This is a genomic window from Cryobacterium aureum, assembly GCF_002954245.1.
Classification (GTDB): Bacteria; Actinomycetota; Actinomycetes; order Actinomycetales; family Microbacteriaceae; genus Cryobacterium; species Cryobacterium aureum.
In genome coordinates this window covers 1-24,919 of sequence record NZ_PPTG01000002.1, presented here as the reverse complement: position 1 = coordinate 24,919, position 24,919 = coordinate 1, and the positions used below count along the sequence as shown (strand labels likewise).

Annotated in this window: 22 protein-coding genes and 2 pseudogenes; 17 read left to right on the top strand and 7 right to left on the bottom strand. The window is 62.0% G+C overall.

The window, feature by feature from the left end; genetic code table 11:
- Positions 1–26: 26 nt before the first annotated feature.
- Positions 27–1,616, bottom strand: coding sequence for a DUF4389 domain-containing protein (locus CJ028_RS00870; RefSeq protein WP_205683899.1), 1,590 nt, complete (start codon positions 1,614–1,616; stop codon positions 27–29).
- A gap of 182 nt (positions 1,617–1,798) precedes the next feature.
- On the opposite strand from CJ028_RS00870, the gene CJ028_RS00865 reads away from it, so the two are divergent.
- From CJ028_RS00865 to CJ028_RS00835, 8 genes are all read left to right on the top strand, one after another.
- Positions 1,799–2,152, top strand: coding sequence for a cupin domain-containing protein (locus CJ028_RS00865; RefSeq protein ID WP_105033403.1), 354 nt, complete (start codon positions 1,799–1,801; stop codon positions 2,150–2,152).
- Positions 2,153–2,470: 318 nt separating this feature from the next.
- Positions 2,471–2,770 carry a WapI family immunity protein gene (locus tag CJ028_RS22035; RefSeq protein WP_439099018.1) on the top strand — a complete coding sequence of 100 codons (300 nt, stop codon included), beginning with the start codon at positions 2,471–2,473 and terminating at the stop codon, positions 2,768–2,770.
- Entirely contained in the window at positions 2,679–2,939 is a 261-nt protein-coding gene (locus tag CJ028_RS00860; RefSeq protein ID WP_105033402.1) for a WapI family immunity protein, read from the top strand. Before CJ028_RS22035 ends, CJ028_RS00860 begins: the two co-directional genes overlap by 92 nt.
- Before the next feature lie 234 nt (positions 2,940–3,173).
- Entirely contained in the window at positions 3,174–3,629 is a 456-nt protein-coding gene (locus tag CJ028_RS00855) for an SRPBCC family protein (protein ID WP_105033401.1), read from the top strand.
- Between the two features lie 312 nt (positions 3,630–3,941).
- Positions 3,942–4,613: a hypothetical protein gene (locus CJ028_RS00850; RefSeq protein WP_105033400.1), complete on the top strand. Its 672-nt coding sequence runs from the start codon at positions 3,942–3,944 to the stop codon at positions 4,611–4,613.
- Complete coding sequence (locus CJ028_RS00845; RefSeq protein ID WP_105033399.1) at positions 4,606–5,694, top strand: peptidoglycan-binding domain-containing protein; 1,089 nt, start codon at positions 4,606–4,608, stop codon at positions 5,692–5,694. The genes CJ028_RS00850 and CJ028_RS00845 overlap by 8 nt, the downstream gene beginning before the upstream one ends.
- 2 nt (positions 5,695–5,696) lie before the next feature.
- Positions 5,697–6,344 carry an ABC transporter ATP-binding protein gene (locus CJ028_RS00840; RefSeq protein ID WP_105033398.1) on the top strand — a complete coding sequence of 216 codons (648 nt, stop codon included), beginning with the start codon at positions 5,697–5,699 and terminating at the stop codon, positions 6,342–6,344.
- Positions 6,341–7,447 (top strand): FtsX-like permease family protein, encoded by a 1,107-nt coding sequence (locus CJ028_RS00835; RefSeq protein ID WP_240607012.1) that lies wholly within the window; start codon positions 6,341–6,343, stop codon positions 7,445–7,447. The genes CJ028_RS00840 and CJ028_RS00835 overlap by 4 nt, the downstream gene beginning before the upstream one ends.
- A gap of 109 nt (positions 7,448–7,556) precedes the next feature.
- Here the strand turns inward: CJ028_RS00835 and CJ028_RS00830 are convergent, their stop codons facing one another.
- Complete coding sequence (locus CJ028_RS00830; RefSeq protein ID WP_105033397.1) at positions 7,557–8,081, bottom strand: nitroreductase family protein; 525 nt, start codon at positions 8,079–8,081, stop codon at positions 7,557–7,559.
- Positions 8,082–8,440: 359 nt separating this feature from the next.
- Positions 8,441–9,328: a helix-turn-helix transcriptional regulator gene (locus CJ028_RS00825; RefSeq protein ID WP_338064121.1), complete on the bottom strand. Its 888-nt coding sequence runs from the start codon at positions 9,326–9,328 to the stop codon at positions 8,441–8,443.
- Positions 9,329–9,495: 167 nt separating this feature from the next.
- Here CJ028_RS00825 and CJ028_RS00820 point away from each other — a divergent pair, with 167 nt between their 5' ends.
- From CJ028_RS00820 to CJ028_RS00810, 3 genes are all read left to right on the top strand, one after another.
- On the top strand, positions 9,496–10,959 hold the full coding sequence (locus CJ028_RS00820; protein ID WP_105033395.1) for an MFS transporter: 1,464 nt from the start codon (positions 9,496–9,498) through the stop codon (positions 10,957–10,959).
- Positions 10,956–12,005, top strand: coding sequence for an SDR family oxidoreductase (locus CJ028_RS00815; protein WP_105033394.1), 1,050 nt, complete (start codon positions 10,956–10,958; stop codon positions 12,003–12,005). The genes CJ028_RS00820 and CJ028_RS00815 overlap by 4 nt, the downstream gene beginning before the upstream one ends.
- A gap of 503 nt (positions 12,006–12,508) precedes the next feature.
- The gene (locus CJ028_RS00810) at positions 12,509–13,345 is read left to right on the top strand and encodes a pentapeptide repeat-containing protein (protein WP_105033578.1); all 837 of its coding nucleotides are present in this window, start codon (positions 12,509–12,511) and stop codon (positions 13,343–13,345) included.
- A gap of 208 nt (positions 13,346–13,553) precedes the next feature.
- On the opposite strand, the gene CJ028_RS00805 is transcribed toward CJ028_RS00810, so the two are convergent.
- Complete coding sequence (locus CJ028_RS00805; protein ID WP_105033393.1) at positions 13,554–14,945, bottom strand: MFS transporter; 1,392 nt, start codon at positions 14,943–14,945, stop codon at positions 13,554–13,556.
- The gene (locus CJ028_RS00800; RefSeq protein ID WP_105033392.1) at positions 14,942–15,976 is read right to left on the bottom strand and encodes an MDR family NADP-dependent oxidoreductase; all 1,035 of its coding nucleotides are present in this window, start codon (positions 15,974–15,976) and stop codon (positions 14,942–14,944) included. The genes CJ028_RS00805 and CJ028_RS00800 overlap by 4 nt, the downstream gene beginning before the upstream one ends.
- Before the next feature lie 95 nt (positions 15,977–16,071).
- Between CJ028_RS00800 and CJ028_RS00795 the strand changes: the two genes are divergently transcribed.
- Entirely contained in the window at positions 16,072–17,082 is a 1,011-nt protein-coding gene (locus CJ028_RS00795) for a helix-turn-helix transcriptional regulator (protein ID WP_105033391.1), read from the top strand.
- 179 nt (positions 17,083–17,261) lie between these two features.
- Here the strand turns inward: CJ028_RS00795 and CJ028_RS00790 are convergent.
- Positions 17,262–17,741 (bottom strand): annotated as a pseudogene (locus tag CJ028_RS00790) (IS30 family transposase); the annotation flags it as partial.
- Positions 17,742–17,976: 235 nt separating this feature from the next.
- Between CJ028_RS00790 and CJ028_RS00785 the strand changes: the two are divergent.
- Positions 17,977–19,182, top strand: coding sequence for an IS110 family RNA-guided transposase (locus CJ028_RS00785; protein ID WP_439099019.1), 1,206 nt, complete (start codon positions 17,977–17,979; stop codon positions 19,180–19,182).
- A 2-nt stretch (positions 19,183–19,184) separates the two neighbouring features.
- Here the strand turns inward: CJ028_RS00785 and CJ028_RS22030 are convergent.
- Positions 19,185–19,913 (bottom strand): annotated as a pseudogene (locus tag CJ028_RS22030) (IS30 family transposase); the annotation flags it as partial.
- 674 nt (positions 19,914–20,587) lie between these two features.
- Here CJ028_RS22030 and CJ028_RS00775 point away from each other — a divergent pair.
- From CJ028_RS00775 to CJ028_RS00760, 4 genes are all read left to right on the top strand, one after another.
- A complete protein-coding gene (locus CJ028_RS00775; RefSeq protein WP_105033389.1) occupies positions 20,588–21,328 on the top strand; it encodes a class I SAM-dependent methyltransferase in 741 nt (246 codons plus the stop codon).
- 447 nt (positions 21,329–21,775) lie between these two features.
- Positions 21,776–22,348: a class I SAM-dependent methyltransferase gene (locus tag CJ028_RS00770; protein WP_276309356.1), complete on the top strand. Its 573-nt coding sequence runs from the start codon at positions 21,776–21,778 to the stop codon at positions 22,346–22,348.
- Positions 22,349–22,571: 223 nt separating this feature from the next.
- The gene (locus CJ028_RS00765; protein ID WP_105033387.1) at positions 22,572–23,471 is read left to right on the top strand and encodes an arginase family protein; all 900 of its coding nucleotides are present in this window, start codon (positions 22,572–22,574) and stop codon (positions 23,469–23,471) included.
- A gap of 207 nt (positions 23,472–23,678) precedes the next feature.
- Positions 23,679–24,581 (top strand): LD-carboxypeptidase, encoded by a 903-nt coding sequence (locus tag CJ028_RS00760; protein ID WP_439099017.1) that lies wholly within the window; start codon positions 23,679–23,681, stop codon positions 24,579–24,581.
- Positions 24,582–24,919 lie beyond the last annotated feature (338 nt).

The following is a 24,919-nucleotide window of genomic DNA, read 5'->3' as shown; positions in this document are numbered from 1 at the left end:
GCCGACAATCAACGAGAACGAGGCACTTAGGCCTGATCGGGTCCCGCCTTGCCCGGGACCGGCTCGGTCGCGCCCTGGTCCAGCCGGAACGGCGGATACTCGTCGCGCATCAGCGCCGTGTAGGTCACGACCCGGAATACCCAGCGGTTGACACCCATAATGAACTCGAACAGCGGCCGCTGGTACCGGCCGGTGAACAGCAGGATGACCCCGGCCACGACGACGAGTACGCCGAGCAGCGACACCCCGTCTGTTCCTCCAACGCCGGTTCCGCCGTCTCCGCGCCACGGGTAGGCCCAGGTTGACATGCCGCCGACGAGCACGGTGAGCAGTACCAGGTGCGGAATGGCCAGCAGCCAGCTCTTCACCAGTACGAGGCCGTGCGACAGGTGCTCCGGGTATTCGACGTCGAAATCGGCCGGATAGTCAGTGCGCGCGAGCGTGAATGGCGGGTACCGGTCGGTGCCGAGGGCGGAATAGGCGTAGAACGACACGCGCCAGCTCCAGCGCAGCACGCCCACATTGAAGTGGAAGATCGCGCGCGGATAGCGGCCGGTGAACAAAATCGCGAACGCCGCCACGACCGTCGTGACCAGAAATGCAAACCACAGGCAGGCGAGCAGCACGAAGTGCGGAATGGCGAGCAACCATTTGATCAGCCACAGTCCGCGCGAGAGCACGGGGTCGAGGTGGCCGGTCAGCACGGCCGGATACACCGGCTTCACCGGGCCGCCCGCAATCAAAACGGATGCCGGTGACGCGGCCGCGAGCGGCGGGGTGATCGGACCCGTCGCATCCACTCGGCCAAAAGCAGGCGGCTGCGGCACCACGCCCGCGTCACCGGGCACGTGCGGCTTCGGCGTGAGCTGTCGGCCGAGACCGATCGCACCGGCCACGACGAGGAGCACACCGATCAGAAAGAGGATGCCGCCCCCTACGAGGAGTCCGACCGCGATCGGCCCGAGCAGATCGGTGTGCACACCAGCGGAGAGGTTCACGGCGACTCCGGGGCTGCCGTCAGAGTTCATCACGACGACGGACCAGTCGCCGGCGGCGGGCTTCCAGACGATTTCTTGGGTGCCGGCCCCCGTGGCCGATTCGGTCCAGAAGGCCTGCAAAGTGGGAGCGGCCGCTGTTTCGGTGCCGGGAACATCGAGGTAATCGACCCGGAACGGAGACGTCTGCACCTCGCGCAGCTCGCTGTGGTGCACGTCGGCGAGGTAGGCATCGACGTCGGCGCGTGGCGCGATGCCGATGAACACGTCCTGGTCGCTGTCCACAGTGCTCGCCTGCAGGCGCAGCGTGGCAATGTCGAACCCGACTCCGGTCGGCACGCCAAAATCCCTGCCGACATCGAAGTTCGGCGACGTGATCGCCGAGGAATCGACCGTGAAGGTCTCGGTCTGCGTAGTGAAGTAACCGTCATTCCCCTGCGCGGCGGTCGCAATTGCGAGCGCCGTACCCCCGGAGAGCATGCCGGCGCCGACCAGGCCCAGCACGGTACCCAGAATGAGCATGATGATCGGTCCGGGCCTGGCCCCTGACCGCGCCCGTGGCGGTGAGGTCGGTGGCGTTGCCGCTGGTGGGGTCTGTGCGGAGGGCGTGATACTGCTCATCGTCTGGCAGCCTTTCTCGTGCGGTGCATGCCGATGGACCAAAGTTGCGCTACTAGCCTCCCGCAACTCCCCCGATCGCACTAGTGACGAAAGACCCGATTCGTCGAGCGGATGCCTCGGCCGTCCGCCTCGCCAGTCACCACCTCCTGTGCAGGCGAGCAACGCGGTGCTACCGTGCTGGAATGCAGAGCGATCCGGTCGTGACCAACCCGCAGTTCTACCGGGTGATCTTCGAGAACGAGCGGGTGCGGGTACTCGAATACCTCGACCGGCCCGGCGACGAAACCGTGCCGCATCGCCACCCCGACAGTGTCATGTTCACTCTCACCGCCTTCCAACGCCGCTTGTCAAGTGGCGACCATTCCGTCGACGTCGACCTGCCGGAGGGCGTCGCGCGGTGGCTCCCCGCCCAGGAACATTCCGGGGCGAACATCGGCGAGACAGCCACGCACACCATTTTCGTAGAGCTCAAGGAACCCGCCCCGGTTCCGCTCGCCCGCACCACCGTCGAGCCTCTCGGCCCCCTCCCCGACTAACCAGACTCAGTAGGTCATTTACCGCCAAGGGCGACGAGGGCTTTCTGTTCGGCCGTCCAGTGGTTGATAATCCGTGCGCGTACCCAGCAGGCCTCACGGTCATACTTTTGAGGTGTCGCGTTTATCCCCCCTTCACCGGGCATTTTCTCGGTCGGGGCAAACGGAAACGGGGCGGCCCCAGGACCATGCGGATCTCCGTTGGCGCTCCTTGCGTCTTCATGTATCCCGGTGACCGTCCGGCTTACGGGACCGAGGGGCTGGACATTTCCCAGGGTGAGCGCACTCCTCAGCGCTGCCTGCGGTCAGTAAGATCTATTCATGCAACTGGGTGTGGGCACGAGAGAGTCCGTGACGTTGGAGCCTGCTCGATATGAGTTCCCGAACCCTGCCGGCGATAAGTGGGATGACAACTGGCTGATCATCAGCGGCGACGTATCGGCACGTGACACGGAGTGGCAATTTACCGTTCCGTGTTTGACGACGTTCGAAGCGAACCAAATTTCGGCCTGGCTGCGAAGCGTGGCCGATGGAAGCCGCAAGCGTCGAGGGAGACGCCGGGGTTGTGCCGTCGCTCGAATTCACCGAACCAAATGTTGCGTTCAGCGTTGCCAGTTATAGGGACGAGTCGACCTCGGTCAGGGTGCACTTTGCACTTGAAACCAAGCCTGTTGACCAGAGCAGCCACGACCGGGACCAGTTCTGGGTCGAGGTAGAAGTGACCGCTGCAGAACTTGACTCGGCGGCCGACGAATGGGACAAGGCACTGTCCGTCTTTCCGGACCGCTAGGGGTTGGCGCATTCGGACCTAGGGCGGGAAATGTCGATCCAGTGACCAGAGAGCCCAATCGCCGGACGGATACTGCGCGCAGTGGTTCGGTTAGGCGCAGCTCTCCGGAGATGTTCGGCGTCGGACTTGGTAAGGGTAAGCCTGGATCCGTCTGCCCTGCCTCTAGGCTGTGACGGGGGGGGCGAGAGCATCCGTTCATGAAGAGTTTCCGCGGGCGACATTAGGGGGCGAGTTATGGAATACATTGAAAGTCGCGTCATCAACGCATCGAGGGCGACGATTGTAAACATTCTCGCCGATATTCGACGCCTGCCCGAGTGGAATCCCGCGATTCTTTCTGTCACAGCGATCGATCCCCGTGCGCTGGTTGGCAAGCCGTACCCGATTCGAGCCAAATTACCTGGTTCCCCCACGATCACCTACGAACAGGTATCCACGGATTCTGTAGTCTGGCGTCTGGACGGACTGCAGGCGCATGAAACAGGCGCTTGGAATCTCGTTCCGGTTGGCGACCACAAGACTAAGGTGACCCACACCATCACTCACAGCGGAGCAATCTTTCGCGTGCTCGCCGGCGCCTTTCGGACTGTGCCCGGTCTAAGGCTCGATCGTTTGCAGCGCCGAGCAGAATACGGTCACGAGCGCACCAGGCCAAAGGACGTGAACGATCGTCCCGAAGTTTCGGGGTGATCGCTGGCCGCTGGCTGCTTCCAGGCGGCCCGCGTCAGGGTCTCTGGTCGAAGTAGTAATGACGCGGTGACGCACAGCATTGCGTCCTGTTCCACTGCCCACGATGAGCGACTGCGACACAGGTGACCGTCCCGTAGAGGGTTCGTCATACGGGCGATGACAGGCTGTGATGATGATCATGACTCTGCACTTCATCGTTCCCACCTGGCTCCGAGCCTGAGCCATTCGAGCGGCGACACCAGATGTTCACCAACACTCGCTAGTGTCGCCACAGAACTGGTTTGGTACAACCGGGCCTGATTTGGGGGAAAAATGCTCGCCATTATTAAGTCTCGTAAATCATGGGCGGCGCTGTTTGTACTGACGTCGTCCGCCCTCGTTTTCCTCTCGGGTTGTGCGAACGCCACCCCTGGTCCAGCGGCCTCAAGCTCGACAGCCCCAGCGAGCTCGCTCGCGCTCACCCTCGACGTCGCGGGTCAAGAACAACTCGACTGGGAATGGGAGCGAGTGTTACGCGAATCGCCCGATGCGGTGCGACCGATGATCGACATCGTTCGCTTCGTTGACAACGATGACTGGGGAACGGCAAGGGAAAGCTGCATGCACGATTTGGGCTGGCCCGACGTGCGCGCCACAGCGGATGGCGGGCTGGAGTCCGGCATGATTCAAAACTCCCAGGCCGGAGCGCATGCTCTGGCCATGTATACGTGTAACGCGAAGTACCCGATGGATCCGAAGTACAACGTGCCGCTTACCGACGAGGGTCTCGGGGAGTTGTTTGACTATTTCACCGATGAGCTCCAGCCCTGCTTAGCGGCCGAAGGGTACGACACCCCGGAGGCTCCGAGCCGGGAAACGTTCATCGATACCTACGCCGAGACGGGTGGTTGGAACCTCTACGAGGGCGTAGCCGGAGGCGGACAGTCCGAATGGAATGAGATCAACAAGAAGTGTCCGCAGCTTCCTGCCGACGTCGATGAGTGACGCAGCAGCAGTGCGCTCACCGCGCTGGGCGCGCGGGGCGCGCTGGGTGACCGGTCTGCTGGTAGCAGTCGGGGCTGGCGCCGGTGTGGGGTGGGCGGCGACGACCGCGCTCACACCCCCGACAGATGTTGTGGCCACAACCGCGTTCACCCTCGTCGAGGTTGTGCCCGGCGAGGTGGGGTCGAGCATCAACCTGAACACGGTGGCGCAGTGGACTCCGGTGCCCGCCGGATCAAACCAGGCAGTCGGCACCGTCACCTCCGTGAATGTCACCGCGGGCCAAAGCGTCGCGGTCGGGGCGACGCTCTACACCGTGAACCTGCGACCGGTCGTGATCGCCCAGGGCCAGGTGCCAGCGTTCCGTGCGCTGGCGCAGGACGCTGAAGGAGCGGATGTCACGCAGCTGCAGCAGGCACTCACCGACCTGGCGCTCTACACTGGCGCGGTCGAGGGACAGTTCGGCCCCCGCACCACCACGGCGGTCAAGACGTGGCAGAAGTCTCTGGGCGTTCCCGCCGACGGCGTCGTGCAGCCGGGCGACATCATCTTTGTCCCGACGCTGCCGACCCAGGTAGCTCTCGATACCGAGATCGTCACGCGTGGGGCGCTCCTCACCGGCGGAGAAAACGTCGTGCGGGCGTTGCCGGCCGCGCCGGTCTTCACCGTGCCGGTCAGTGAATCCCAGGCCGCGTTGATGCCCACGGGTACCCGGGTAGAAATCACCAGCATCGACGGCGGCATTTGGGAAGGGTTCGTGGCCGACCAGGCCGCTGATGAGACCGGACTGATTATCATCACCCTCGTGGGCAAAGACGGCGCGGTCATTTGCGCCGATGCCTGCGCGAGCATCCCCGTCACGGAGCAGTCGCTGCTGTTATCACGGATCGTCACGGTGGAATCAATCGCCGGACTGATAGTCCCGAGTGCCGCGCTGCTCAGCGCGGCCGACGGCACCGCATCCGTCATCGACAACGCCGGCACGAGTCATCCCGTGACGGTGATTACCAGCGCCCGCGGCATGTCGATTATTGACGGCGTCGCCGACGGCACCTCGGTGCGCATCCCGGCGACGGCCGACTAGCCGTGGTCGATACCATCCGGCTGGCCGCCCGCGACATCACCTTCGGCTACGTGCCGACGACACCGATCCTGGCGGACTGGAGCGCGAACTTCCACGCCGGAGAGGTGGTCGCCATCACCGGCCCGTCCGGGCGCGGCAAGTCCACCCTGCTCTACGTGCTCGGCCTCATGCTCAAACCCACCGCCGGACAGGTGCAGATCGACGGGACGGATGCTGCGCACCGGCGCGACGCAGACCGCGCCGGTTTACGGGCGCATCAGTATGGCTTCGTCTTTCAAGACGCTGCCCTCGATGCCACCCGAACGGTGCTGGACAACATCATCGAGACGACCCTCTACCGTGGAACCCCCAGGAAGCCGACCATTCGTCGCGCGCACGAGCTGATGGACCAGTTCGGCGTCGCGCTGCGAGCGGGGGCGAAACCGGGTCAGGTGTCGGGCGGTCAGGCGCAACGCATCGCGCTCTGCCGTGCCCTACTCAACGACCCGCAGATTCTGCTCGCGGACGAGCCCACCGGCAACCTCGATCCGGCCTCATCCGACCTCGTCGTCGATTCTCTGCACGCTCAGGCGCACCGCGGCGCGGCCGTCATCGTCGTCACCCACGACCCGGCACTGGTCGCCCGTTGCGACCGCCGACTCGAACTATGAGCGCGCTGCGCCGGTGGGCTGCCGTGGTGCGGGAAGCGTTGGCGACGGCGTGGGCGCAACCCGTCGCATCCGTTGTCACCATCGTCATGGTCGCCGGTATGTGTGCCACGGTACTGCTGACGACTGGACGCACGGTCGGGGCGGAGCAGGCCGTGCTCGGCTCAATCGACTCGGAGGGGACGCGTTCCATCATCATTCGTGCCGACACCGACGCCGGGCTCGACGCCACAGTGCTGGACCGGCTGGCACACATCGACGGCATCCAATGGGCTGGAGCGTTCGGTATCGCCCAGGACGTCACCAACCTCCGATTTGCCGGCGCGACCAAGGTCCCGATGCGCTTGGCCTGGAGCAGCCAACTCAACCACCTCGGGATCGCCACGCTGCCGCCAGTGAGCAACGCCTCGATCTGGGCATCACCGACTGCGCTGGCCGGCCTGGGAATGCCGGACGCCGTCGGGGCTGTCGTGGACGACTCCGGTGTCGACTTCGCGGTGACCGGGAGCCTGACCGTTCCGGACTTTCTCGCCTTCCTTGAACCCCTCGTCATCGCCCCGCAGACCGAAAACACCCCGGGAACGGTCGCCGTGCTCATTGTCATCGCCGACCGCCCCGACCTGGTCGCTCCCGTCTCCGACGCGGTGCGATCCGTCCTGGCGGTCACCGATCCCGCCAAAGTGACCCTGACCACGAGTGAAAACCTCGCCGCACTCCGTGGCCTGGTTGAAGGACAGCTGGATTCGTTCGGCCGCAGCCTCGTCGTCGTCGTTTTCGCACTGACCGCGGTGCTGGTGGCAGCGATTCTTTACGGCCTGGTGATGCTGCGTCGCAAGGACTTCGGGCGCCGCCGCGCCTTGGGCGCCTCCCAAGCCCTGATCATCTCGCTGCTCCTCACGCAAACCGGTGCCCTCGCCCTGGTCGGTGCCACGATCGGCAGCATTGCAGCGTCGATCGGGCTGACCGCCTCCGGAGATCCACTCCCGGGCTGGGACTTCGTCGGCGCCGTCGCACTCCTGTCGACCACCATCGGCGTGATCGCGGCCCTGGTACCCGCGCTGGCGGCCGCCCGCCGCGATCCGCTCAAAGAACTCCGCGTGCCGTAACCAACGGCGCACCGACCAATGTCAGGAAACGAACAGGGCGACATAGCTGATCCAGGATTAATCGCCAAGAGCAGACAGCTCGGCCAAATTGTCTCGTAGGGGGTTCGGCTTACGGGCGGTGTGTGGATAACAATTCTGAGGTAGATAGTCGGCCGGTGGTGATCGCGCGCGTGCCCGTCAGCGGAACTCCCGGGTAGCCGAGGGATATGGCGTAGTGTGGGCGCCATCCGCTTTCCAGTCGGAGCAATGTTGCTGCCTTCGTCACGTTGCTCTCCGGGTAGATCGTTGCCAGGCAGCTCCCGAGCCCTAAGGCGGTTGCGGCGAGAGTGACCGTTTGGCTGACTTTGCCGAGATCGAACTCTGTGTCCTGAAAGCCGTTGTCGGCCGAGAGGAGAACGAGGGCGCACGGTGCGGTCGCTAGGTGCTGCGCGTACGCTCCCAGTGCACTGAGTTTTTCGAGGCGTTCTTTGTAAGAGACTGCGATAAAGCGCCAAGGCTGCCGATTTCTGGCTGAACCATTCCATCGGGCAATCTCAATAATTTGTGTCAGCACTTCCATCGGCACCGGGCGATCGATGAATGAACGCACAGCCGGTCGTGCGGTGAGTGTTCGAATCAAGTCCAAGGCTTCCATTGCATCAGCCTTCCACACCTGGTAACGAAGCGTTTTTGCTGACCAAGGTCCCGCTGGCTGGCTACACGAGGACTACCGCGCCGCGTGGCCGAGCGATTGGATCACCTGAAGTGGCGACCGTGACTTCCGGCAGTGCATTCAGAGCCTCGCTGTCAGATCCATCGCCCACGCACCGACAGGGGTTCGGCTTACGGGCATCAAAGCTTGATCTGTCGAAATGGGGCCATTGGCGTCAGGTTACCTGCGCCCTCAGCCTTGGGCACTGAGGAATCGGATCGTGTCGAATGGTGTCCGAAGAACTGGAGCGTGCATCGAGCCAGGTTTAAAAGGTCCGCGGTTGCCTCCGGCCAGAGCGTTCGTCAGATCCGTGACGGAACGTGCTGCGCGAGAGAGGTCTCGTTTGTAGCCGATAAGAGCTCCAATGCTGCGGCATCGGTTGAGCCGGGTTCGGCAGCGTGCGTCATCATTCGATGTCCGCTGGCACCCGGGAGGTGGAGGACCTCGAAACTGAGGTCGAAGTCCCCCACCTCGGGGTGGTGGAAACGCTTGACACCGCTCACGCATTGTTGCACCGGGTGCTTCGTCCACATCGCAGCGAAGTCGGGGCTCTTGAGCGTGAGTTCGCCGATGAGCTGGGTCAGTTCGGCATCGTCCTGGTGTTGTGCGGCGATGAACCGCAAGGATGCCACGGCGAGGGAGGCCTCGTCACGCCAGTTGCGATAGAGGTCTTTCGTGTGGGGGTCGAGGAAGAGCATTCGGGTGAGGTTGGGTCGATCGAATGGCCGGCTTGGCGCGTCAAAGTCGGTGTGCCCGGCGACGAGCAGATGCCCGAGGGGGTTCCAAGCCAGAACTTCGTTCCTTCGGCCCATGATCACGGTCGGAACATTGGCCATGGCGTTCAGCAGGCGTATCGTGCCGGGGGTTGCCTGGTCGGGTTTGCCCGGAGTGCGCCGCTTGGCTTTGGCGGGTCGCGCCAAGTCGTGCAGGTGCACCTTCTCATCGTCATTCAGGTTCAACGCCCGCCCGATCGAGTCGATGATGTTTTCGGAGGCGTTCGTAGACTGTCCCTGCTCCAATCGTGTGTAGTACGTGGCCGACACGCCGGCGAGTTGAGCGAGTTCCTCGCGTCTGAGGCCAGGAACCCGACGGGCGCCGTAGGAGGTAATCCCGGCCCCTTCGGGGGTGAGTAGTGCGCGCCGAGCTCGAAGGAACTCGCCGAGTTCTTCTGTGTGGTTCATACCAGCCATGGTTACATTCTCGACTGTCTGAGCGGATCAAGCCTGTCCCTGTCAGTGCTAGGCACCGCGGGGGTCGGATGACGCGGGTCTGGTTGATGCGCGCACGGTGGCCCACTGTGGCAGTGTGCCGGTTTTCCCGGCGCCCACGAATTGTTCCCTCTACCGAAAGGACGGGCATGTCCAGCACCGTTCAATCCGCCGACCACGCCGTCAACCGTGCAGACCCCGCCGGGGATGCCATGAGATTGACGGGGCGGCAACGCCTCGCCCTCTTCGTCTTACTCACGGCCAGTTTCACCCTTGCCGTGGATTTCTCGATCCTGAACGTGGCGTTGCCGACCATCGGCGCCGACATTGGATTCAGCCTCGATCATTTGCAATGGATCGCGACCTCGTTTGCCCTGTGCGCGGCAGGGTTCACCCTGTTCTTCGGGCGGATCGCTGACCTGTTCGGTCGTCGTCGCCTCTTCCTTATCGGCATGGCCCTGCTGGGCGTCTCCTCTCTCGTTGGCGGTCTTGCACAGGAACCGGTGTTGATGATCGTCGCCCGGGTGGCCCAGGGGCTCGCGACGGCGATGGTCGTGCCAGCGGCGCTATCGCTTTTGACGACTTTGTTTTCCGAAGGATCGCAGCGAAACAAGGCACTCGGCCTTAACGGCGCTTTGATGGCGGCAGGGTTCACGACCGGCGCGATTCTTGGCGGGGTACTCACCGACCTGCTCAGCTGGCGGTGGGCATTCTTCATCAACGTTTTTGTCGCGGTTGTGGTCCTCGTGATCGCGCCTTTCGTCCTGAAGGAAAGCCGCCCCAACGAACACCCCAAGCTTGACTTCTCCGGTGCTGCCACCGTGACCTTCGGGCTTCTTGCTCTCGTCTACGGGCTGACCACGGCGGGCGAAACCTCGTGGGATAACCCGTTGGCGTGGGGGTCGATCCTGGCTGGCTCCGTCTTCCTAGTCGTCTTCTGGCAGATTGAGAAGCGGGTGGCGCATCCGTTGGTACCTGTCGCTATCCTCAAACGGAAAACGGTCGCCTGGGGTAATATCGCCGGGCTCCTGGCCTTCGCCACCGAAACCTCTCTGGTGTTCCTGCTGACCCTGTACCTGCAGGAAGTACTCGGCTACTCGCCGCTTGCGGCGGGACTCTCGTTCGCCGTCCTCGGCGCGGGAACCGTGCTCGGCGGAATCATCGGTCCGAAAGTCATCGGCACACTCGGATCACACCGTTCAATCGTCGCCGGGTTCCTGCTCCAGGCAGCTGCCACGATTCCGCTTGCGTTCCTCGGCTCCGACTCCGGCTGGATTCCTCTCCTGCTCGTCGCCACCTTCATCGGGGGTGTCGCAAACCTGGTCGCGATCGTCGGATACGTCGTCACCTCCACCTCCGGCCTGCCCGATACGGAACAAGGCCTGGCGACCGGCCTGGTCACGATGAGCCAGCAGGTCGGAATCACGATGGGAATCCCGATCATGTCCGCGATCGCGACCGCACGGATGACCGCCCTCGGCGACACCGGACCCGCCAGCGTCCTCGGGGGTGTCACAACCGCCATCGGCGTGAACGCATTACTGTGCGTGCTGACCGCCGCAGCCGTCGCCCTGTTTCTTCGCCCCGCAAAGTCAGACAAGGTCAACGCATGAGCAAGCCCACCGTCCTCATCATCGGACCGCACGGAGTCGTCGGAGGCGCCATCGCCCGAAGGATGGCCGACGACGATGCGTGGGACGTGATCACCGCTTCACGCCGCGGCGCACCGGCCGGCCTGAACGCCAGACACCTCAGCGTCGATCTGTTGGACCCGCAGGCACTAGCCGGCGTCGAGATTCTCGGCCGTGTCACTCACCTCGTTTACGCCGCCTACGTTGAACGCCCGACGATGGCCGAGACCACCGCACCGAACCTTGCGATGCTCACACATGTCCTCGACAGCCTCACAGCAGTCGGTGCACCGCTCGAACACGTGGTTCTCATCGGCGGAGGAAAATCGTACGGGGAACACCTCGGAGCGTACAAGACGCCGGCGAAAGAATCCGATCCAAGGTTCCTGGGTCCGATCTTCTATAACGACCAGGAAGACTTGCTCGCGTCCCGCGCCGACCGAGACGGGTTCACCTACTCAGTGCTCCGCCCCGATGTGGTGATCGGGTTCAGCCTTGGCTCGCCGATGAATCTGCTCAATACCATCGGCGTCTACGCCTCACTATCCAAAGCGGCCGGCGTTCCGCTCCGGTTTCCCGGAACCGCGGGCGCGTGGACAGCGCTGCATCAGATCACGGATGCCGACCTCCTCGCTTCAGCGGTGAGCTGGGCGCTCACCGCTGAAGCCGCACGAGGTGAGATCTTCAACGTCACCAACGGCGACCAGTTCCGGTGGGAGCACATTTGGGAAGACATCGCCAACGCATTCAACATGCCGACCTCGGCCCCGCAACCGATGAGCCTCGTCACGCAGATGTTCGACAAGGAGCCAGCCTGGAACGCTCTGCGCACTGCCCACGGTCTGCGGCCGATTCCGTATGGACAACTCACCTCGTGGCAGTTCACGGATAGCCTCTGGTCTGCCGACTTCGACATGGTCCAGAGCACCATCAAGATACGTCAGGCCGGCTTCCCAGACAGCCTCGACTCACATCACAACATCGCCACGAAACTCCGGCAGCTTCGACGAGACAAGTACTTGCCCTGACATGCGGCCGCTCGCGCCACCAAGCCCGCCGACCATTCAGATCATGAAGTGACAGCGCCAGACACGCTCAAGCAGCACGACGACGAGGCTAACCTCGACCTCTCTCAATAAAGGGACAACCCGGCCAATCCAAATGGGATTGCGTCAGCGCCGACTGTCCCGGTCAGGGTTCCGCCTACGCGGCATCTCACCTCAGACGTAAACGTGATCCATTTCACGCAATACGTGTCCGCTGGCCGTCCGGCTTACGGGGACGTACCGAAGAGCATGGAGCACAGGCGGTGGCCCAAGTGTCAGGTACTCTGACGGGAGTGATATTTCATTCGTCTCTGTGACCCAGAGCCCCTGTAGGGATTCCAGTTCGCTCCTCAGCCGAGGAGCTGTGATTCAGTGCGCCCGCGACGGGAACTCCATTTGGAGTTCCCGTGCATACCGGCCACCTATCGAACTCATCACTGGAAGAACCCATTCGCATGACATCAACGAACTCTCTCGAGCCTGCTATGCCCGCCCTCGACCGGGAATCCCTGCGACCTGACTGCGGCAATTGCTTTGCCCTCTGCTGCACTGCCTTCGGTTTCTCACGTTCTGCAGACTTTCCTGTCGACAAACCCGCAGGCGCTCCGTGCCACAACCTGGCACCTGACTTCTCGTGCACGATCCATGACACACTGCGCCCGAGGGGCTTCCGTGGCTGCACCGTCTTTGACTGCTTCGGTGCAGGCCAAAACGTGTCGCAAGGGCTCTTCTTCGGAAAGAGCTGGATCGAAAGCCCTGACACCAAGAGCGAGATGTTTGCCGCGTTCGCTGCCGCACGGCAGCTCCATGAGATGCTGTGGTATCTGGCCGAGGCACAGACGCGAACGTTCGATCCCGACGCCTCACACCGTGCGGCAAAGCTCAGGAACACGATCGAGCAGGCCGTCGGGGGTGAACTGTCGGACTTGCTTTCACTGGATGTTCAGGATCTTCACTCCCAAGTGAGATTAACGCTGATCGAGGTCAGCGAAGAAGTACGGGCGGCCTACCTTGCCGTTGGCGATGACCACCTGGAATCCGCGCTGAAACCGGGAGCAGACCTGATGGGCAAGAATCTCAGGTCCCGCCCACTGTGCGGGGCAGATCTCCGTGGGGCCTATCTCATCGCCGCAGACCTGCGGGACAGCGACTTGTCAGGGGTAGATCTGCTCGGTGCCGACTTCAGAGATGCACTCCTTGACGGCGCTGACCTCTCGAAGGCCCTGTACGTGACGCAGCCGCAACTCAACGCCGCGCACGGCAACCACGTCACTCGACTACCCGCGGATCTGAAAATGCCGCCCCATTGGCAAGACGCGTGACACCGCACAACTCGACCTGGAGCCTTGGCAGGTGCTGAACGCTGCCAAGGGCAAACGACTCGCGGTATCGCTCAACGATCCGGATGCAGCCGCCGCACTTCTGGTGAGTTCGAGCGCTACCGTAGGGGTGGTGTGGTCCCGTCAGGGGTTCGTCTTACGGGACGCAGCAATATTGGTCTAATTTCGGCCGATGGTGTGCCGCAACGTTTTAGAGGCTGTTGTGTGCAGCAGTACGTGGCGATGGTGTGTCGACTGATCTGTTGGATCGTCGTGTCCCAGCTTGGTAGGCCAGCCATCCGGCTGCGGTGAGTGCCAGTGTCGCGGCCGCCAGGAACGCAATGTTGTGGCTTGGAGATGCGGTGCCGAGGTCGATGGTGACTATGGCCGCGAGTCCGACGGTGTTCCCAATCTGCTGGGCAGTCGTGAGGATTCCGGAGGCGATGCCCCCGAGGCTGCTGGGAAAGGATGCTGTGATGAGGTTTGCAAGGGTACTGATCGCCACCCCCATGCCGGCGCCGAAGCCAGCACTGATGAAGATGATCGCTCCCGTCCAACCGTCTTGGGCTATAGCGGCGATGGCGAACAGACAAGCACTCATCAGTAAGACGGCGAGGACAGCCGCATTCATGGATCCGAGCTTTCTCACGATGGCCGGAGAGGCGGCGGCTGCGGTGAAGGCAGCCACGGACAAAGGCAGAAATGATAACCCTGTCTGGAGCGCATTCAGATCTCTGTGCACTTGGAAATTCAGGGTCAGAAAATAGAAGGTACTGGTCATTGCCCCACCGACGAGAAGCATTGCCATGGGGAGCTGCCACACTCTTTTTCCCGCCAGTCGTCGAAGGGGTAACAGTGGCTTCGTCGATGACCGGATTTCGATGAATACGAACAGCATGAGGGTCGCCCCTGCTGTGATGAACCAGACGGCCGCCGTGATGTCGAGCAACTTTGATTGGAGCGACGCGAATCCCAGTGTCACGGTCGTGACGCAGACTGTCCCCGCCGCCGCTCCGGGCAGATCGAGGCTGCCCCTCTGTACTGGCTGAATGCGTCCGATAGCGATAGTCAAAAGGCCAAAGAGAACCACGCACAGCGGGATATTTACGAGAAGAGTCCACCGCCAACTCGACCATTCGACCAACAGACCACCGGCGAGAACGCCAATCGCGCCGCCGCTGCCTGCTGCGGCGCCCCACAGTCCAAAAGCACGAGCGCGATCTGGGCCTGCAGGGAAGGAAAGCGAAAGCAGCAACAGCGTCGCTGGCGAGATGAGCGCCGCAGCGATCCCTTGGGCCACACGCGCCGCGATCAGGACGCCGGCCGTTGGAGCCGTTCCTCCGACCAGACTGGCCACTGCAAAAAGGGCAACCCCAATAAGCAGGATCCGACGCGCGCCCAAGGTATCGGCCAGGCGTCCCGACACGAGGAGCAGCCCGGCGATCGGGATAGCGAAAGCGTTCACGACCCAGGGCAGGTTTTCTCGTGAGATGCCGAGGTTTGCTGCTAGTTGAGGAAGTGCGACGGTCAAGATTGAACTATCGAGAACGACCAGGACCTGCGCGATGCTGCAGACGGTGAGGATAGCGCGGTGTTGTTTCACTCGCGGTCGAGGCGAACGATGACGTTGCCGCGAAACTTCCCCAGGAGGAGTCCGTCAAGTACCGCCGGCGCAGCCGAGAGGCCGCCGTTGATGATGGTGTGCGGAAAGACGATTTTGCCTTCGCTGAGCCAGAGCCCGTAGTGCTGGTTCCAGGCTTGGATCTGGTCGGGGGTGTGGAAGGTGGAGAAGGGGCGAATCTCAATTTGTTTGACGATGGCTGTCATGATGTCAAGACGCGGACTGCCTGCGGTGCCGCCATCAATCTGACCGGCCAGCGCCCCGCAGAGCGCGAAGCGTGCGCCGGGAGTCGCGGCCTGAACTGCCGCCTCAAATTGGTCACCGCCAACCGTGTCGAAAAATACGTCGATGCCTTCTGGTGCTAGTTCTTGCAAGCGGGAGGCGATCGACTCCGTGCGGTAGTTGATCGCGGCGTCGAAGCCGAGCTCGTCGACCAGATAGGCGACCTTGGCCTCGCTGCCGGCGCTCCCAATGACGGTCTTCGCGCCCAGCGCTTTAGCAATTTGTCCGGCCAGTGAACCAACGCCGCCCGCCGCCCCGCTGACGAAAACCACATCGCCCGCGCGTACTTGGGCGATATCAACGATCCCGTGATACGCAGTGACACCTTGATTCAAAACGTATTCCGCTCCCGGCAAAACTTCGATCGGTACCGGCCAAAACGTTTCTGCAGCCGCGACAGTCTCCTCCCGCCATCCGCTCATGTGCGTCACGACGGATCCGACCGGCAGGTCGGCTACTGACTCTGTGACTGTTCCAACGGCCCCGCCCCAGAGCGGCGTCCCCAGCGCATAGGGCGGCATCGGAAGGCCCGGATGTTCCGTCATGAGATCGGCCATGACGGCGGTGATCTGAATGAAATCGTTCCGCACTCGAACCTGACCGGGCTCCAGACGTGCGGCTTCAATCGTCTGCATCGTGAGGCAGTGCGAAGGAGAGACGGTGTGATCGGCGCGGTACTGGTTCAGGACGATCTCTTCGGTGGTGGTGGCAAGCGCGGTGATGTTGGGCATGTGAAGAACTCCAGTTAGGTTCGGCCCGGTGGTTGCCGGGCAGTTGCCACCGTAGAAGCAGTACCGGACAGGTCTTGTCCGCTACAAGGTGGAAGATGAATGTCATGTGGGATACCTCCGGACGACTGCTGAGATTGTTGGCGCTGCTACAACGCACCCGCGAGTGGAATGCTGCCGAGTTAGCAGCAGAGCTGGAGGTAACTGCCCGCACTGTTCGACGCGATGTCGCCCGGCTTCGTGATCTGGGCTACCCGGTGGCCAGCGTTCACGGCGCTGGTGGTGGCTACCAGCTCGAAGCCGGTGCAACATTGCCTCCGCTAATGTTCGACGCCGAAGAAGCAATTGCCACCTTGCTCGCGCTGCAGGATGCATCTGCGACAGGCAATCGTGGCGCAGCCCCTGGGGCGCTCAGTGCCCTCGACAAGCTCAATCGCGTCATGCCACCCCGACTGCGTTCCACGATCGACGCCCTGGCACAGAACTCCAGCCGCATCGACCTCGGCCGCCAGATCGGCTCAGACCCGGCGCCCGTGAACGCGAACACTCTCGTGCTGCTTGCTCGAGCCTGCCGGGATCGTCGACAAGTCGACGTCACGTACCAGGGCCACACGGGAACGAGTCAGTGCCGATACCTCGAGCCGCTCCATCTGGTTCGCACGATGAACCGGTGGTACCTCGTTGCGTTTTCTCTCGATGCGAACGACTGGCGCATATTTCGCGTCGACCGCCTAGAGGATGCCACCATCACGTCAGCCTCAAGTCGCCCTCGACAACCGCCCGCGGAGGACCTTGATCTTTATGTCGCGGGCCGAGTCGGTACGGCGGTCCGGCAGGTCACCGCTACCGTGCGCGTGCACGCTCCCCGCGCTGAGGTCGCCCACTGGATCTCAGCCGCCTGGGGAACCATTACCGAGGAAACAGCCGAAACGTCAATCGTCCAGGCGGGCGCGGACAGCTATAACGCAATAGCACGCTGGCTGCTTCTGATGGATAGACCCTTGACCGTCCTAGACCCACCAGCGCTGCGAGCGGCATTTGCGACCATCGCCACCGAGGCAAAACGCACAGCTTCGAACGAGGCCACAGAGAGGCCTGCAGCGACATAGCAAAAGTGTTAGCTCCCAACTGCGGCGTGCACGTGATGTAGGCGCAGGCCCAAGGTGCGCTTTCAAGGACGCGCCACTTCTACGCAGCGAGGTTTTCGACAATGAATAGCCGGTTCAATGGCGTCAATAAAGTCAGCGACAGATTCAAAATCTGACAGTCCCGTAGAGGGTTGGCGGATTCAATCGGTCGTCGCAACGATGGGTATTTCTGGCTCTGATAATAGTCGTTGCATGGCTTGAGCGGGTGTGCTGCCGCCGAGTGTTTTGCGGGGTCGATTGTTGAGTTCGGTAGCGACTTCGAGTAGCCGCTCGGGCGAATGAACGGATAAGTCGGTGCCTTTGGGGAAATACTGGCGCAGCAGCCCGTTGGTGTTCTCGTTGGTGCCCCGCTGCCACGGCGAATGCGGATCACAGAAGTAGATAGCCATCTTTGTGGCCAGCGTGATCTGCCGGTGCTGGGCCAGCTCGGTTCCCTGATCCCACGTCAACGTCTTCGCCAAGCGTTCTGGCAGAGTCTGTATGGCTGCCAACAGGCAATCGCGAACCGTGATCGCGCCGTGGTCACCAGGGAGGTGGACCAGCATCGTGAACCGGGTCTGACGCTCCACCAACGTAGCGATCGCCGACCGGCAGTGTGACCCCCAGATCAGATCTCCTTCCTTACGTTGTTGTGGTGGGTGATTTCGGGACTGTCGTAGTGTGTCGATCACCCTCGGGTGGCGGGTATGGCTGAGATCGCCTTGCCGCATAAACGGCTCACTGGGAATGGCCGCCCGCTGCCCGCAGATGACTCGACCGCTGATTGAGAATTGCGACATTGATCGCTGGGTAAGGACGTGCCGGCGTGGTTATCGACAGGGAAACTGCTATCAACGAGACGGAAGGAACATTCAGATGCCAGCAGTATGGGCGGGAATCGATTCAGGAAAGCGGGCGCATCACTGCGTCGTGATCGACCAGGCCGGGGAGATGCTTCTCTCCCAACGGATAGATAACGACGAGACCGTGCTGCTCGAAATCATCGCCACGGTCACCGAGATTGCCGATGGGCACGAGGTCGTATGGGCGACGGATCTGAACTCAGGCGGCGCAGCTCTCCTGATTTCCCTGCTGGTCGATCACGGCCAGCAGCTGCTCTATATCCCGGGCAGAATCATTCACCATGCGGCTGCGACCTACCGCGGTGAGGGCAAGACTGACGCGAAAGATGCCCGAATCATCGCCGATCAGGCACGGATGCGCACCGACCTCCAACCCGTTCGCGATAGTGATCAGATCAGCGTCGACCTGAAACTCCTGACCGCTCGACGCCTGGACATCATCCACGACAGGGTGCGCGCAATCAATCGGCTCCGCGCGACCATGCTGGAGTACTTCCCCGCGCTGGAGCGCGCGTTCGACTACTCCAAAAGCAAAGCCGCTCTCACCCTCTTATCGACCTACCAGACGCCCGGAGCGCTTCGCCGGATGGGAGTAACGCGTCTGGCGGCATGGTTGAAAGCCCGCGGCTGCCGCAACAGCGCCACCGTCGCCCAGAAAGCAATCGACGCCGCGCGTGAGCAAGAAACGACGTTGCGCACCGAGATTGTCGCCGCCACCCTCGTGTCGCGCCTGGCCGCCGTAATCACCGCAATCGACGCAGACCTCGTCGACCTCGACAAAACCATCACCGCCCGATTCAACGAGCACGAGAACGCTGAGATCTTGGAAAGCATGCCAGGATTCGGGCCCATCCTCGCCGCCACGTTCCTTGCCAACACTGGAGGCGACCTGCGCAGCTTCGAAAACCCGGACCGGCTTGCAAGCGTTGCCGGCGTCGCACCAGCTCCCAGAGACTCCGGCCGCATCAGCGGCAACCACCACCGACCCCGCCGATTCAACCGACGGCTGTTACGAACTTGCTATCTCGCAGCACTATCAAGCTTGAAGAACAGCCCCGCCTCCAGGGCTTACTACGACCGAAAGCGCCGCGAAGGGAAAAACCACAAACAGGCGCTGCTCGCTCTCGCCCGGCGACGCATCAACGTCCTCTGGGCAATGCTCCGCGACCACACCCTCTACCAAGAACCAGCCGAGATCCCGATGCTCAAAACCGCTTGACAAAGACATTGAGATTCCCAATGCCCCGGCACGGCCCGGTCGGAAACTTCCGCCGGTCGCTCGCTGATCATGGTCATGTCCGGGATCTTGCCCGAGTTCTTCGCAGCAGGGCGCCTGGGACGCCGGATGGCGCGGCCGGTGCGCAAATGCTGATGCAGATCACCACGCAAGTCACCCCGGCCGCCCCCATAAAGCGCCTGGTAGATGGCTTCCGGGCTGACTCACATTTCCTGCCGATCGGGAAACACCGCGGCCAGATGATCACTGATCTGTTCCGGACTCCATTTCAGGCACAACTTTTTCTGCACCAAAAGGGCCAGTTCCGGATGGTCGAATTTGCTGGCCTTGGGTCGACGGCCGCGGAGCTCGGCCTGCTTCTGCGCCGCATACGGGGCATACCTTGTCTGTGCCTGCGGGCCAGTCTTGGACCCGCCTCGAGCCAGCTCTCGACTGATCGTGGCAGCAGACCGGCCCACCAGAGCAGCGATCGCCCGCACGCCGGTGCCAGCCAGGTGCAAGTCTGCGATCCGCAGTCGTTCCTCCAAGGACAAGTGCCGCCCAGACTTCTCTGCCTCAGGACGAGGGATCCGCCCACCCGCTGCTTGACGCCAACGCCGTCCAGTTCGTCGATTCACCCCGACAGCATCGCACGCAGCAGTCAGCGTCGAGCCTTGAGTCATCAACACCCAAAACCGCGCCTGCTTCTCCACCAACTCATACTTCGACCACACGTACAACACCTCACAAAAATCGAGTGTTGCAACGACCGGTTGAATCCGCCTTCCCCTTTGCGGGCGCCTACGTGTCAGGGTTGGGTGAGGCCAGTACCGCGGAGCAAGTCCCTTAATTAATTGCACGTCAAACAATCGTGAGAGGGCCGTTGTGAAATGCAAAAGCGGGGTCAAATTCTGTTCGAAATGTGCGCAACTGGTCACTCAGTACGTGCTCCCCAGCCGACGAGTGTTCTGATGTCATCATCTCGGGATCCCAAGAGGCGAAGACGCGAGAATTGGTTCGTTGTTTCAGTTCTCCTTCAAATCACCCTCGCGGGCCTCGCTACGTATGTACCGAGTGCATGGCGGCTGGCCTCGCTCGTGCTCTACGCAATCGTCGTGCTGCTCGCGATCGTGACGTTTGTGGTTCCCGCAATCATCGGTGTGCTGCGCACAAGAAAACGAGCCACTTAGATTCAAGACTGCCAGTTAGGTTAACTAGTCTGAATCAGGCACGACCACGCATCCATAGCTCATCGAGCTAACACAGGCCAAGGCGTGCGTTGAGCCCTTCTGGAATTTTTTGGGATAGAAACAGAGGACAAACTCATCATGAGGAAGATCATCGGGTTCGAGCTATGTCCGCTTGGCGACCGCTGAACGGTTACTTACCAAGCCAATATGGTGGGTGAATGGACGACTACGACGCGCGACTCGTTGAGCTATATGACGGCGACAACCCTGACGGCGCGGACCACGAGTTCTACCGGCAGGTCGCCGATGAGATCGACGCGCGAGCTATCCTCGATCTCGGCTGCGGCACGGGCATCCTGACGGTGACTTTCGCCCGGGCTGCTCGCACGGTGGTCGGAATCGATCCTTCTCCGAACATGCTCGCGTACGCCACCAACCGCGCAAATGGCCGATCCGTGCGCTGGATGCTCGGCGACAGCCGCGACATACCAGCCGAGCCGTTCGACTACGCCGTCATGACCGGGAACGTCGCGCAACACATTCCCGACACTGAGTGGGAACGGACCCTTCGGGACATCAGCGAGGCACTCCGCGACGACGGCGTGCTGGCATTCGAGAGTCGTAACCCGCAAGCCCGCGCCTGGGAGAAGTGGGCCGCTGCAGAGCCGACCCTGCGCGACACCGTCAATGGGCCGCTTCGGGAATGGTATGACGTCAACGAAACAGAGCCCGGCCAGATCGTACTGACCGCGCATAACCGGTTAGAAGACACCGGCGAACAGATCACAGAACAGCTCACCCTCGCCTTCAGAGAACGCCAGCTCATCGAACAACAACTGCGCGAGGCCGGGTTTGTCATCGACGGCGTATGGAGCGACTGGAACCGAACACCCTCTACCGACGGCTCGCCGATCATGGTCTTTGAAACACACCGAGCAGGGTCAACAACCGCAGCCTGACGGCCCCCTACGGCCCCAGACGGCCCCCGACCGCCACCGTGCCGGTCCCGTGTCTGGGCCATCCAGCACTCGAACAGTGTTCCGTAGAAGGTTCCCCTCACGGGAATTGAGATTCGACGGCGGCTTGAGCGAGGTGATCACGCGAGTACGAACATGTTTGCAGACGAATTCGAGATATGACACCGATCAGTTTCGTCATTTCTGCTCCCAGGGTGTCTCATATCCCTACGGATAGCGGACCCCGGAGAGGGCGCGTACACGGGTGCCGCAGCGTGAAATAAGTCTTGGAAGATACACACTCATCTTTCGTTTGTGGGTATCCTCTGGCCACGATCAGTCAATGAGGCAGAGCGAGGAATCGTTTTGCGGGAGGTTGGGGCAAGGGATAATGGTCGAATGCGAGCGCATAGCGAACCGCGATGGAATCACAACATCCACTTTCACCAAGTGGTGATGAAAGCGATCCCAGCAGGAGCGGTCTCCGCACTGGACATCGGGACAGGCGACGGCCTTCTCGCCGCAGAGCTACGCACCGTTCTGGCGGACGTCACTGCCGTCGACCTCGACCTTGGCGTGTTGACTAGAGCGGCCGCGGAACACCGCGACATCAACTGGGTGCACGGCGACGTCATGAGCCTCGACTTCGACCGAACGTTCGATGTGGTCGCCTCGGTCGCGACAGTTCACCACCTCTCGAGTCTGACCAACGCGTTGAGGCGTTTCGCCGATCTCACATCGCCGGGAGGTGTGCTGGTGATTGTCGGGCTGGCAAGAGCCGCCTCGTTGCGCGACCATGTGAAAGGCGTGTTGGGGATTGTCCAACACCAGTGGTACTCGCGGACGCGAAACGTGTGGGTGCATTCCGCGCCCACAGCGTGGCCCCCGCCTCATACTTACCGAGAAGTTCACGATTGTGCAGTCGAGGTTCTACCCGGGGTGGCTTGGCAGCAGTTCGGGATGTGGCGCTTTGCACTGATCTGGCAGAGGCCAGTCCTTGAAACTGTCGCTCCCGCCCGCTGAGGGTGTGACTGTGCGGTACTGGCGCAGTGGGTTACGAGTTACGGCAGAGGTGACGAACCGGGCGAAGTTGATGATCTAGGGCCAATCGCCAAGAGCAAACAGCTCGGCCAAACTGTCCCGTAGGACGTTCGATTTACGGGCACTTCTACTTCGGCTGACTTTCGTAGTAGTAAGGCCGTCGGGAATGGTCGACGCCGTGATGAGGACCTGACAGTCTGGGTGCGTGATCACGCTCTTATCTGCACCGTCCAACCTAGGGCTTCGACCTCCCGAGCCGGGAACTGTCCCGGGCACGTCCAAGGCGCCTGAGGCACTTCGAGAAGCGGGTCTGTTCCGTCGTTTGATAGTAGGCGGCGCTGTCGACGGTGGTGTTGTTCTTCCCGGTCGGTACGTCGACGACGACATCACTCGCGCCGCCGGCCACGTGCGAAACGAAGCTCAGTTGATCCACCACGCGCGTCGCCTCGCGCACCGGATCGCTGGAGTCATCGCCGACGGCCGGGCACCGCTGGTGATTGGAGGTGACTGCAGCCTTCTCGTGGCGGCTGGGCTCGCGCTCCAGAATAACGCGGGCCTCGTGCACATCGATGGGCACACAGACTTTCGTCATCCCGGGAACTCGGATCAGTGTGCCAGCGTCGCCGGAGAGGATCTGGCTGCGGCCGTTGGTCTACACTGGCCAGCAGTCGCCGACATCGACGGCCGCGGACCGTACTTCTCGCCCGCCAACACCGTGCACATTGGATGCCGCGAGGACGACCAACATGTCGAAGACGTCCGACGCTTCCTCGCCCTCGTTCTACCCGCCCACCGATCGATCGAGATCGGAATGACCGCGACGGCGAGAGCCGCTCGAACCACCATTGGGAGCGCCGGCTATTGGCTGCATCTCGATGTCGATGTGCTTGACCCCATCTTCATGCCCGCCGTTGACAGCCCTGATCCTGGCGGGCTCAACCCGGAACAACTCGTAGAACTTCTCAAGGCACTCGCCCCCGGAGCGATCGGAGGCCAAGTCACAGTATTCGATCCTGATCTTGATCCCGACGGACGCTACGCCACGCTCTTGGCCGAAATCATCGCAATGGGCATGGCTGACCTAGGGCATGAGCTGCAGCGATGAAGGTTCCCTTTGCGGGCGGTATGAACGTGCGTGGCGTTCCGATCCTGTGATTCAATGACTGGATGCGCACATTCACTAACGTCCCCAAGGCCACTGTCGGCGATCTAGTCGCGATCCTATCCCCGGCGTTCGCGGCTCCTGCGGTGTCCGAGGACGTTCACGAGCTGGCGATGCGACGCCTCACAGAAGTTACTGGGCTTGTGCCGGTTGAGTATCCGACGACACGGCAGCTCGGCGCGAGCTGCCGAGGCGCGAGCTGCCGATATTGAGGCGGCGTTCGCTGATCCGAGTATTCGGGCGGTTCTTGCAACGATCGGAGGGGATGATCAGATCACCGTCATCCCACATATCGACACCGACATCCTCGCCTCAAACCACAAACCGTTCCTCGGATACAGTGTCAACACGAACCTGCACAACCTCCTGTGGAACCTCGGGGTGCCCAGCTACTACCGTGGCTCAACACAAGTTCACCTCGGACCAGGCCCGCATGTCGATGACGTGCATGTGGCTTCACTGCGTGCGGCGCTTCTTGACGGAGGCGTTATCGACCTCACCGATCCGGGCGAGTCCGAAGACTTCGGCGTCTCGTGGACGGATCGCCTGGCTCTAGAAAAATTCGGTATTCGTGAACCGACCGAACCGTGGGCATGGTCGGGCGCAACAACGGTGGCCGAAGGTCCAACGTGGGGCGGATGCATCGAAGTCATTGATCAGATCGCTCTCGCCAACCGGATGCCCGACGTCGCCGACTTGGAAGGGGCGATTCTTCTGCTCGAAACGAGCGAGGAACTCCCAAATGCCGACACAGTGAAGCGTTGGGTGCGTGCCCTGGGCGAGCGAGGAGTTCTCGATGCCGTCGCCGGTGTTCTCGTCGCCCGTCCACCGGTCAGCGAACTGAATTCAGCTGTCCCGTTCGCGATCGAGCGCGCTCGACTGCGCGCAGTTCAGCGGGACACCATCATCGAGCAAGTCGCTCGATATAACTCCGAAGCCGTTATCTGCGTTGGAGTGCCATTCGGACACACCAGACCGCAGTGGATCGTCCCGCACGGCAACACGATCCGGCTCGACGGCATAGTCCGCGCAGTCAGCGCCGACTACAGCTGAAGTCAGCGCACTGCGCTTCTAGCCGTGTACCGCGCAACTGATGGTGGCGACTCCAAACTTGTTGTCGTTCCGTAGAGGGTTCGGCTTACGGGCGGTGGTAGGTGGTCGGTGGTAGGTGGTAGGTGGTCGCATTTTTCAACTCTGGCTATCATTAGACAAATTCGACGATGATCGTTTGGGGGAACGGATGATTAGCCGCAAACTGGCTATCTGACCTGCCGCGGATATCTCGGACAGTGGGCCCTCTTAAAATGAGGGATCACTGAAAGTCGAGATCAGCATGACCGCAGCACGTAGGCGTTTCACCCAGGAGTTCAAAGACGAGCTGTGCCGTGAGG

Bases quoted from the DNA above. Each gene is read 5' to 3' on its own strand.
- CJ028_RS00870 (WP_205683899.1), bottom strand. From the start codon at position 1,616: ATGAGCAGTATCACGCCCTCCGCACAGACCCCACCAGCGGCAACGCCA.
- CJ028_RS00865 (WP_105033403.1), top strand. From the start codon at position 1,799: ATGCAGAGCGATCCGGTCGTGACCAACCCGCAGTTCTACCGGGTGATC.
- CJ028_RS22035 (WP_439099018.1), top strand. From the start codon at position 2,471: ATGCAACTGGGTGTGGGCACGAGAGAGTCCGTGACGTTGGAGCCTGCT.
- CJ028_RS00860 (WP_105033402.1), top strand. From the start codon at position 2,679: ATGGAAGCCGCAAGCGTCGAGGGAGACGCCGGGGTTGTGCCGTCGCTC.
- CJ028_RS00855 (WP_105033401.1), top strand. From the start codon at position 3,174: ATGGAATACATTGAAAGTCGCGTCATCAACGCATCGAGGGCGACGATT.
- CJ028_RS00850 (WP_105033400.1), top strand. From the start codon at position 3,942: ATGCTCGCCATTATTAAGTCTCGTAAATCATGGGCGGCGCTGTTTGTA.
- CJ028_RS00845 (WP_105033399.1), top strand. From the start codon at position 4,606: ATGAGTGACGCAGCAGCAGTGCGCTCACCGCGCTGGGCGCGCGGGGCG.
- CJ028_RS00835 (WP_240607012.1), top strand. From the start codon at position 6,341: ATGAGCGCGCTGCGCCGGTGGGCTGCCGTGGTGCGGGAAGCGTTGGCG.
- CJ028_RS00830 (WP_105033397.1), bottom strand. From the start codon at position 8,081: ATGGAAGCCTTGGACTTGATTCGAACACTCACCGCACGACCGGCTGTG.
- CJ028_RS00825 (WP_338064121.1), bottom strand. From the start codon at position 9,328: ATGGCTGGTATGAACCACACAGAAGAACTCGGCGAGTTCCTTCGAGCT.
- CJ028_RS00820 (WP_105033395.1), top strand. From the start codon at position 9,496: ATGTCCAGCACCGTTCAATCCGCCGACCACGCCGTCAACCGTGCAGAC.
- CJ028_RS00815 (WP_105033394.1), top strand. From the start codon at position 10,956: ATGAGCAAGCCCACCGTCCTCATCATCGGACCGCACGGAGTCGTCGGA.
- CJ028_RS00810 (WP_105033578.1), top strand. From the start codon at position 12,509: ATGCCCGCCCTCGACCGGGAATCCCTGCGACCTGACTGCGGCAATTGC.
- CJ028_RS00800 (WP_105033392.1), bottom strand. From the start codon at position 15,976: ATGCCCAACATCACCGCGCTTGCCACCACCACCGAAGAGATCGTCCTG.
- CJ028_RS00795 (WP_105033391.1), top strand. From the start codon at position 16,072: ATGAATGTCATGTGGGATACCTCCGGACGACTGCTGAGATTGTTGGCG.
- CJ028_RS00785 (WP_439099019.1), top strand. From the start codon at position 17,977: ATGCCAGCAGTATGGGCGGGAATCGATTCAGGAAAGCGGGCGCATCAC.
- CJ028_RS00775 (WP_105033389.1), top strand. From the start codon at position 20,588: ATGGACGACTACGACGCGCGACTCGTTGAGCTATATGACGGCGACAAC.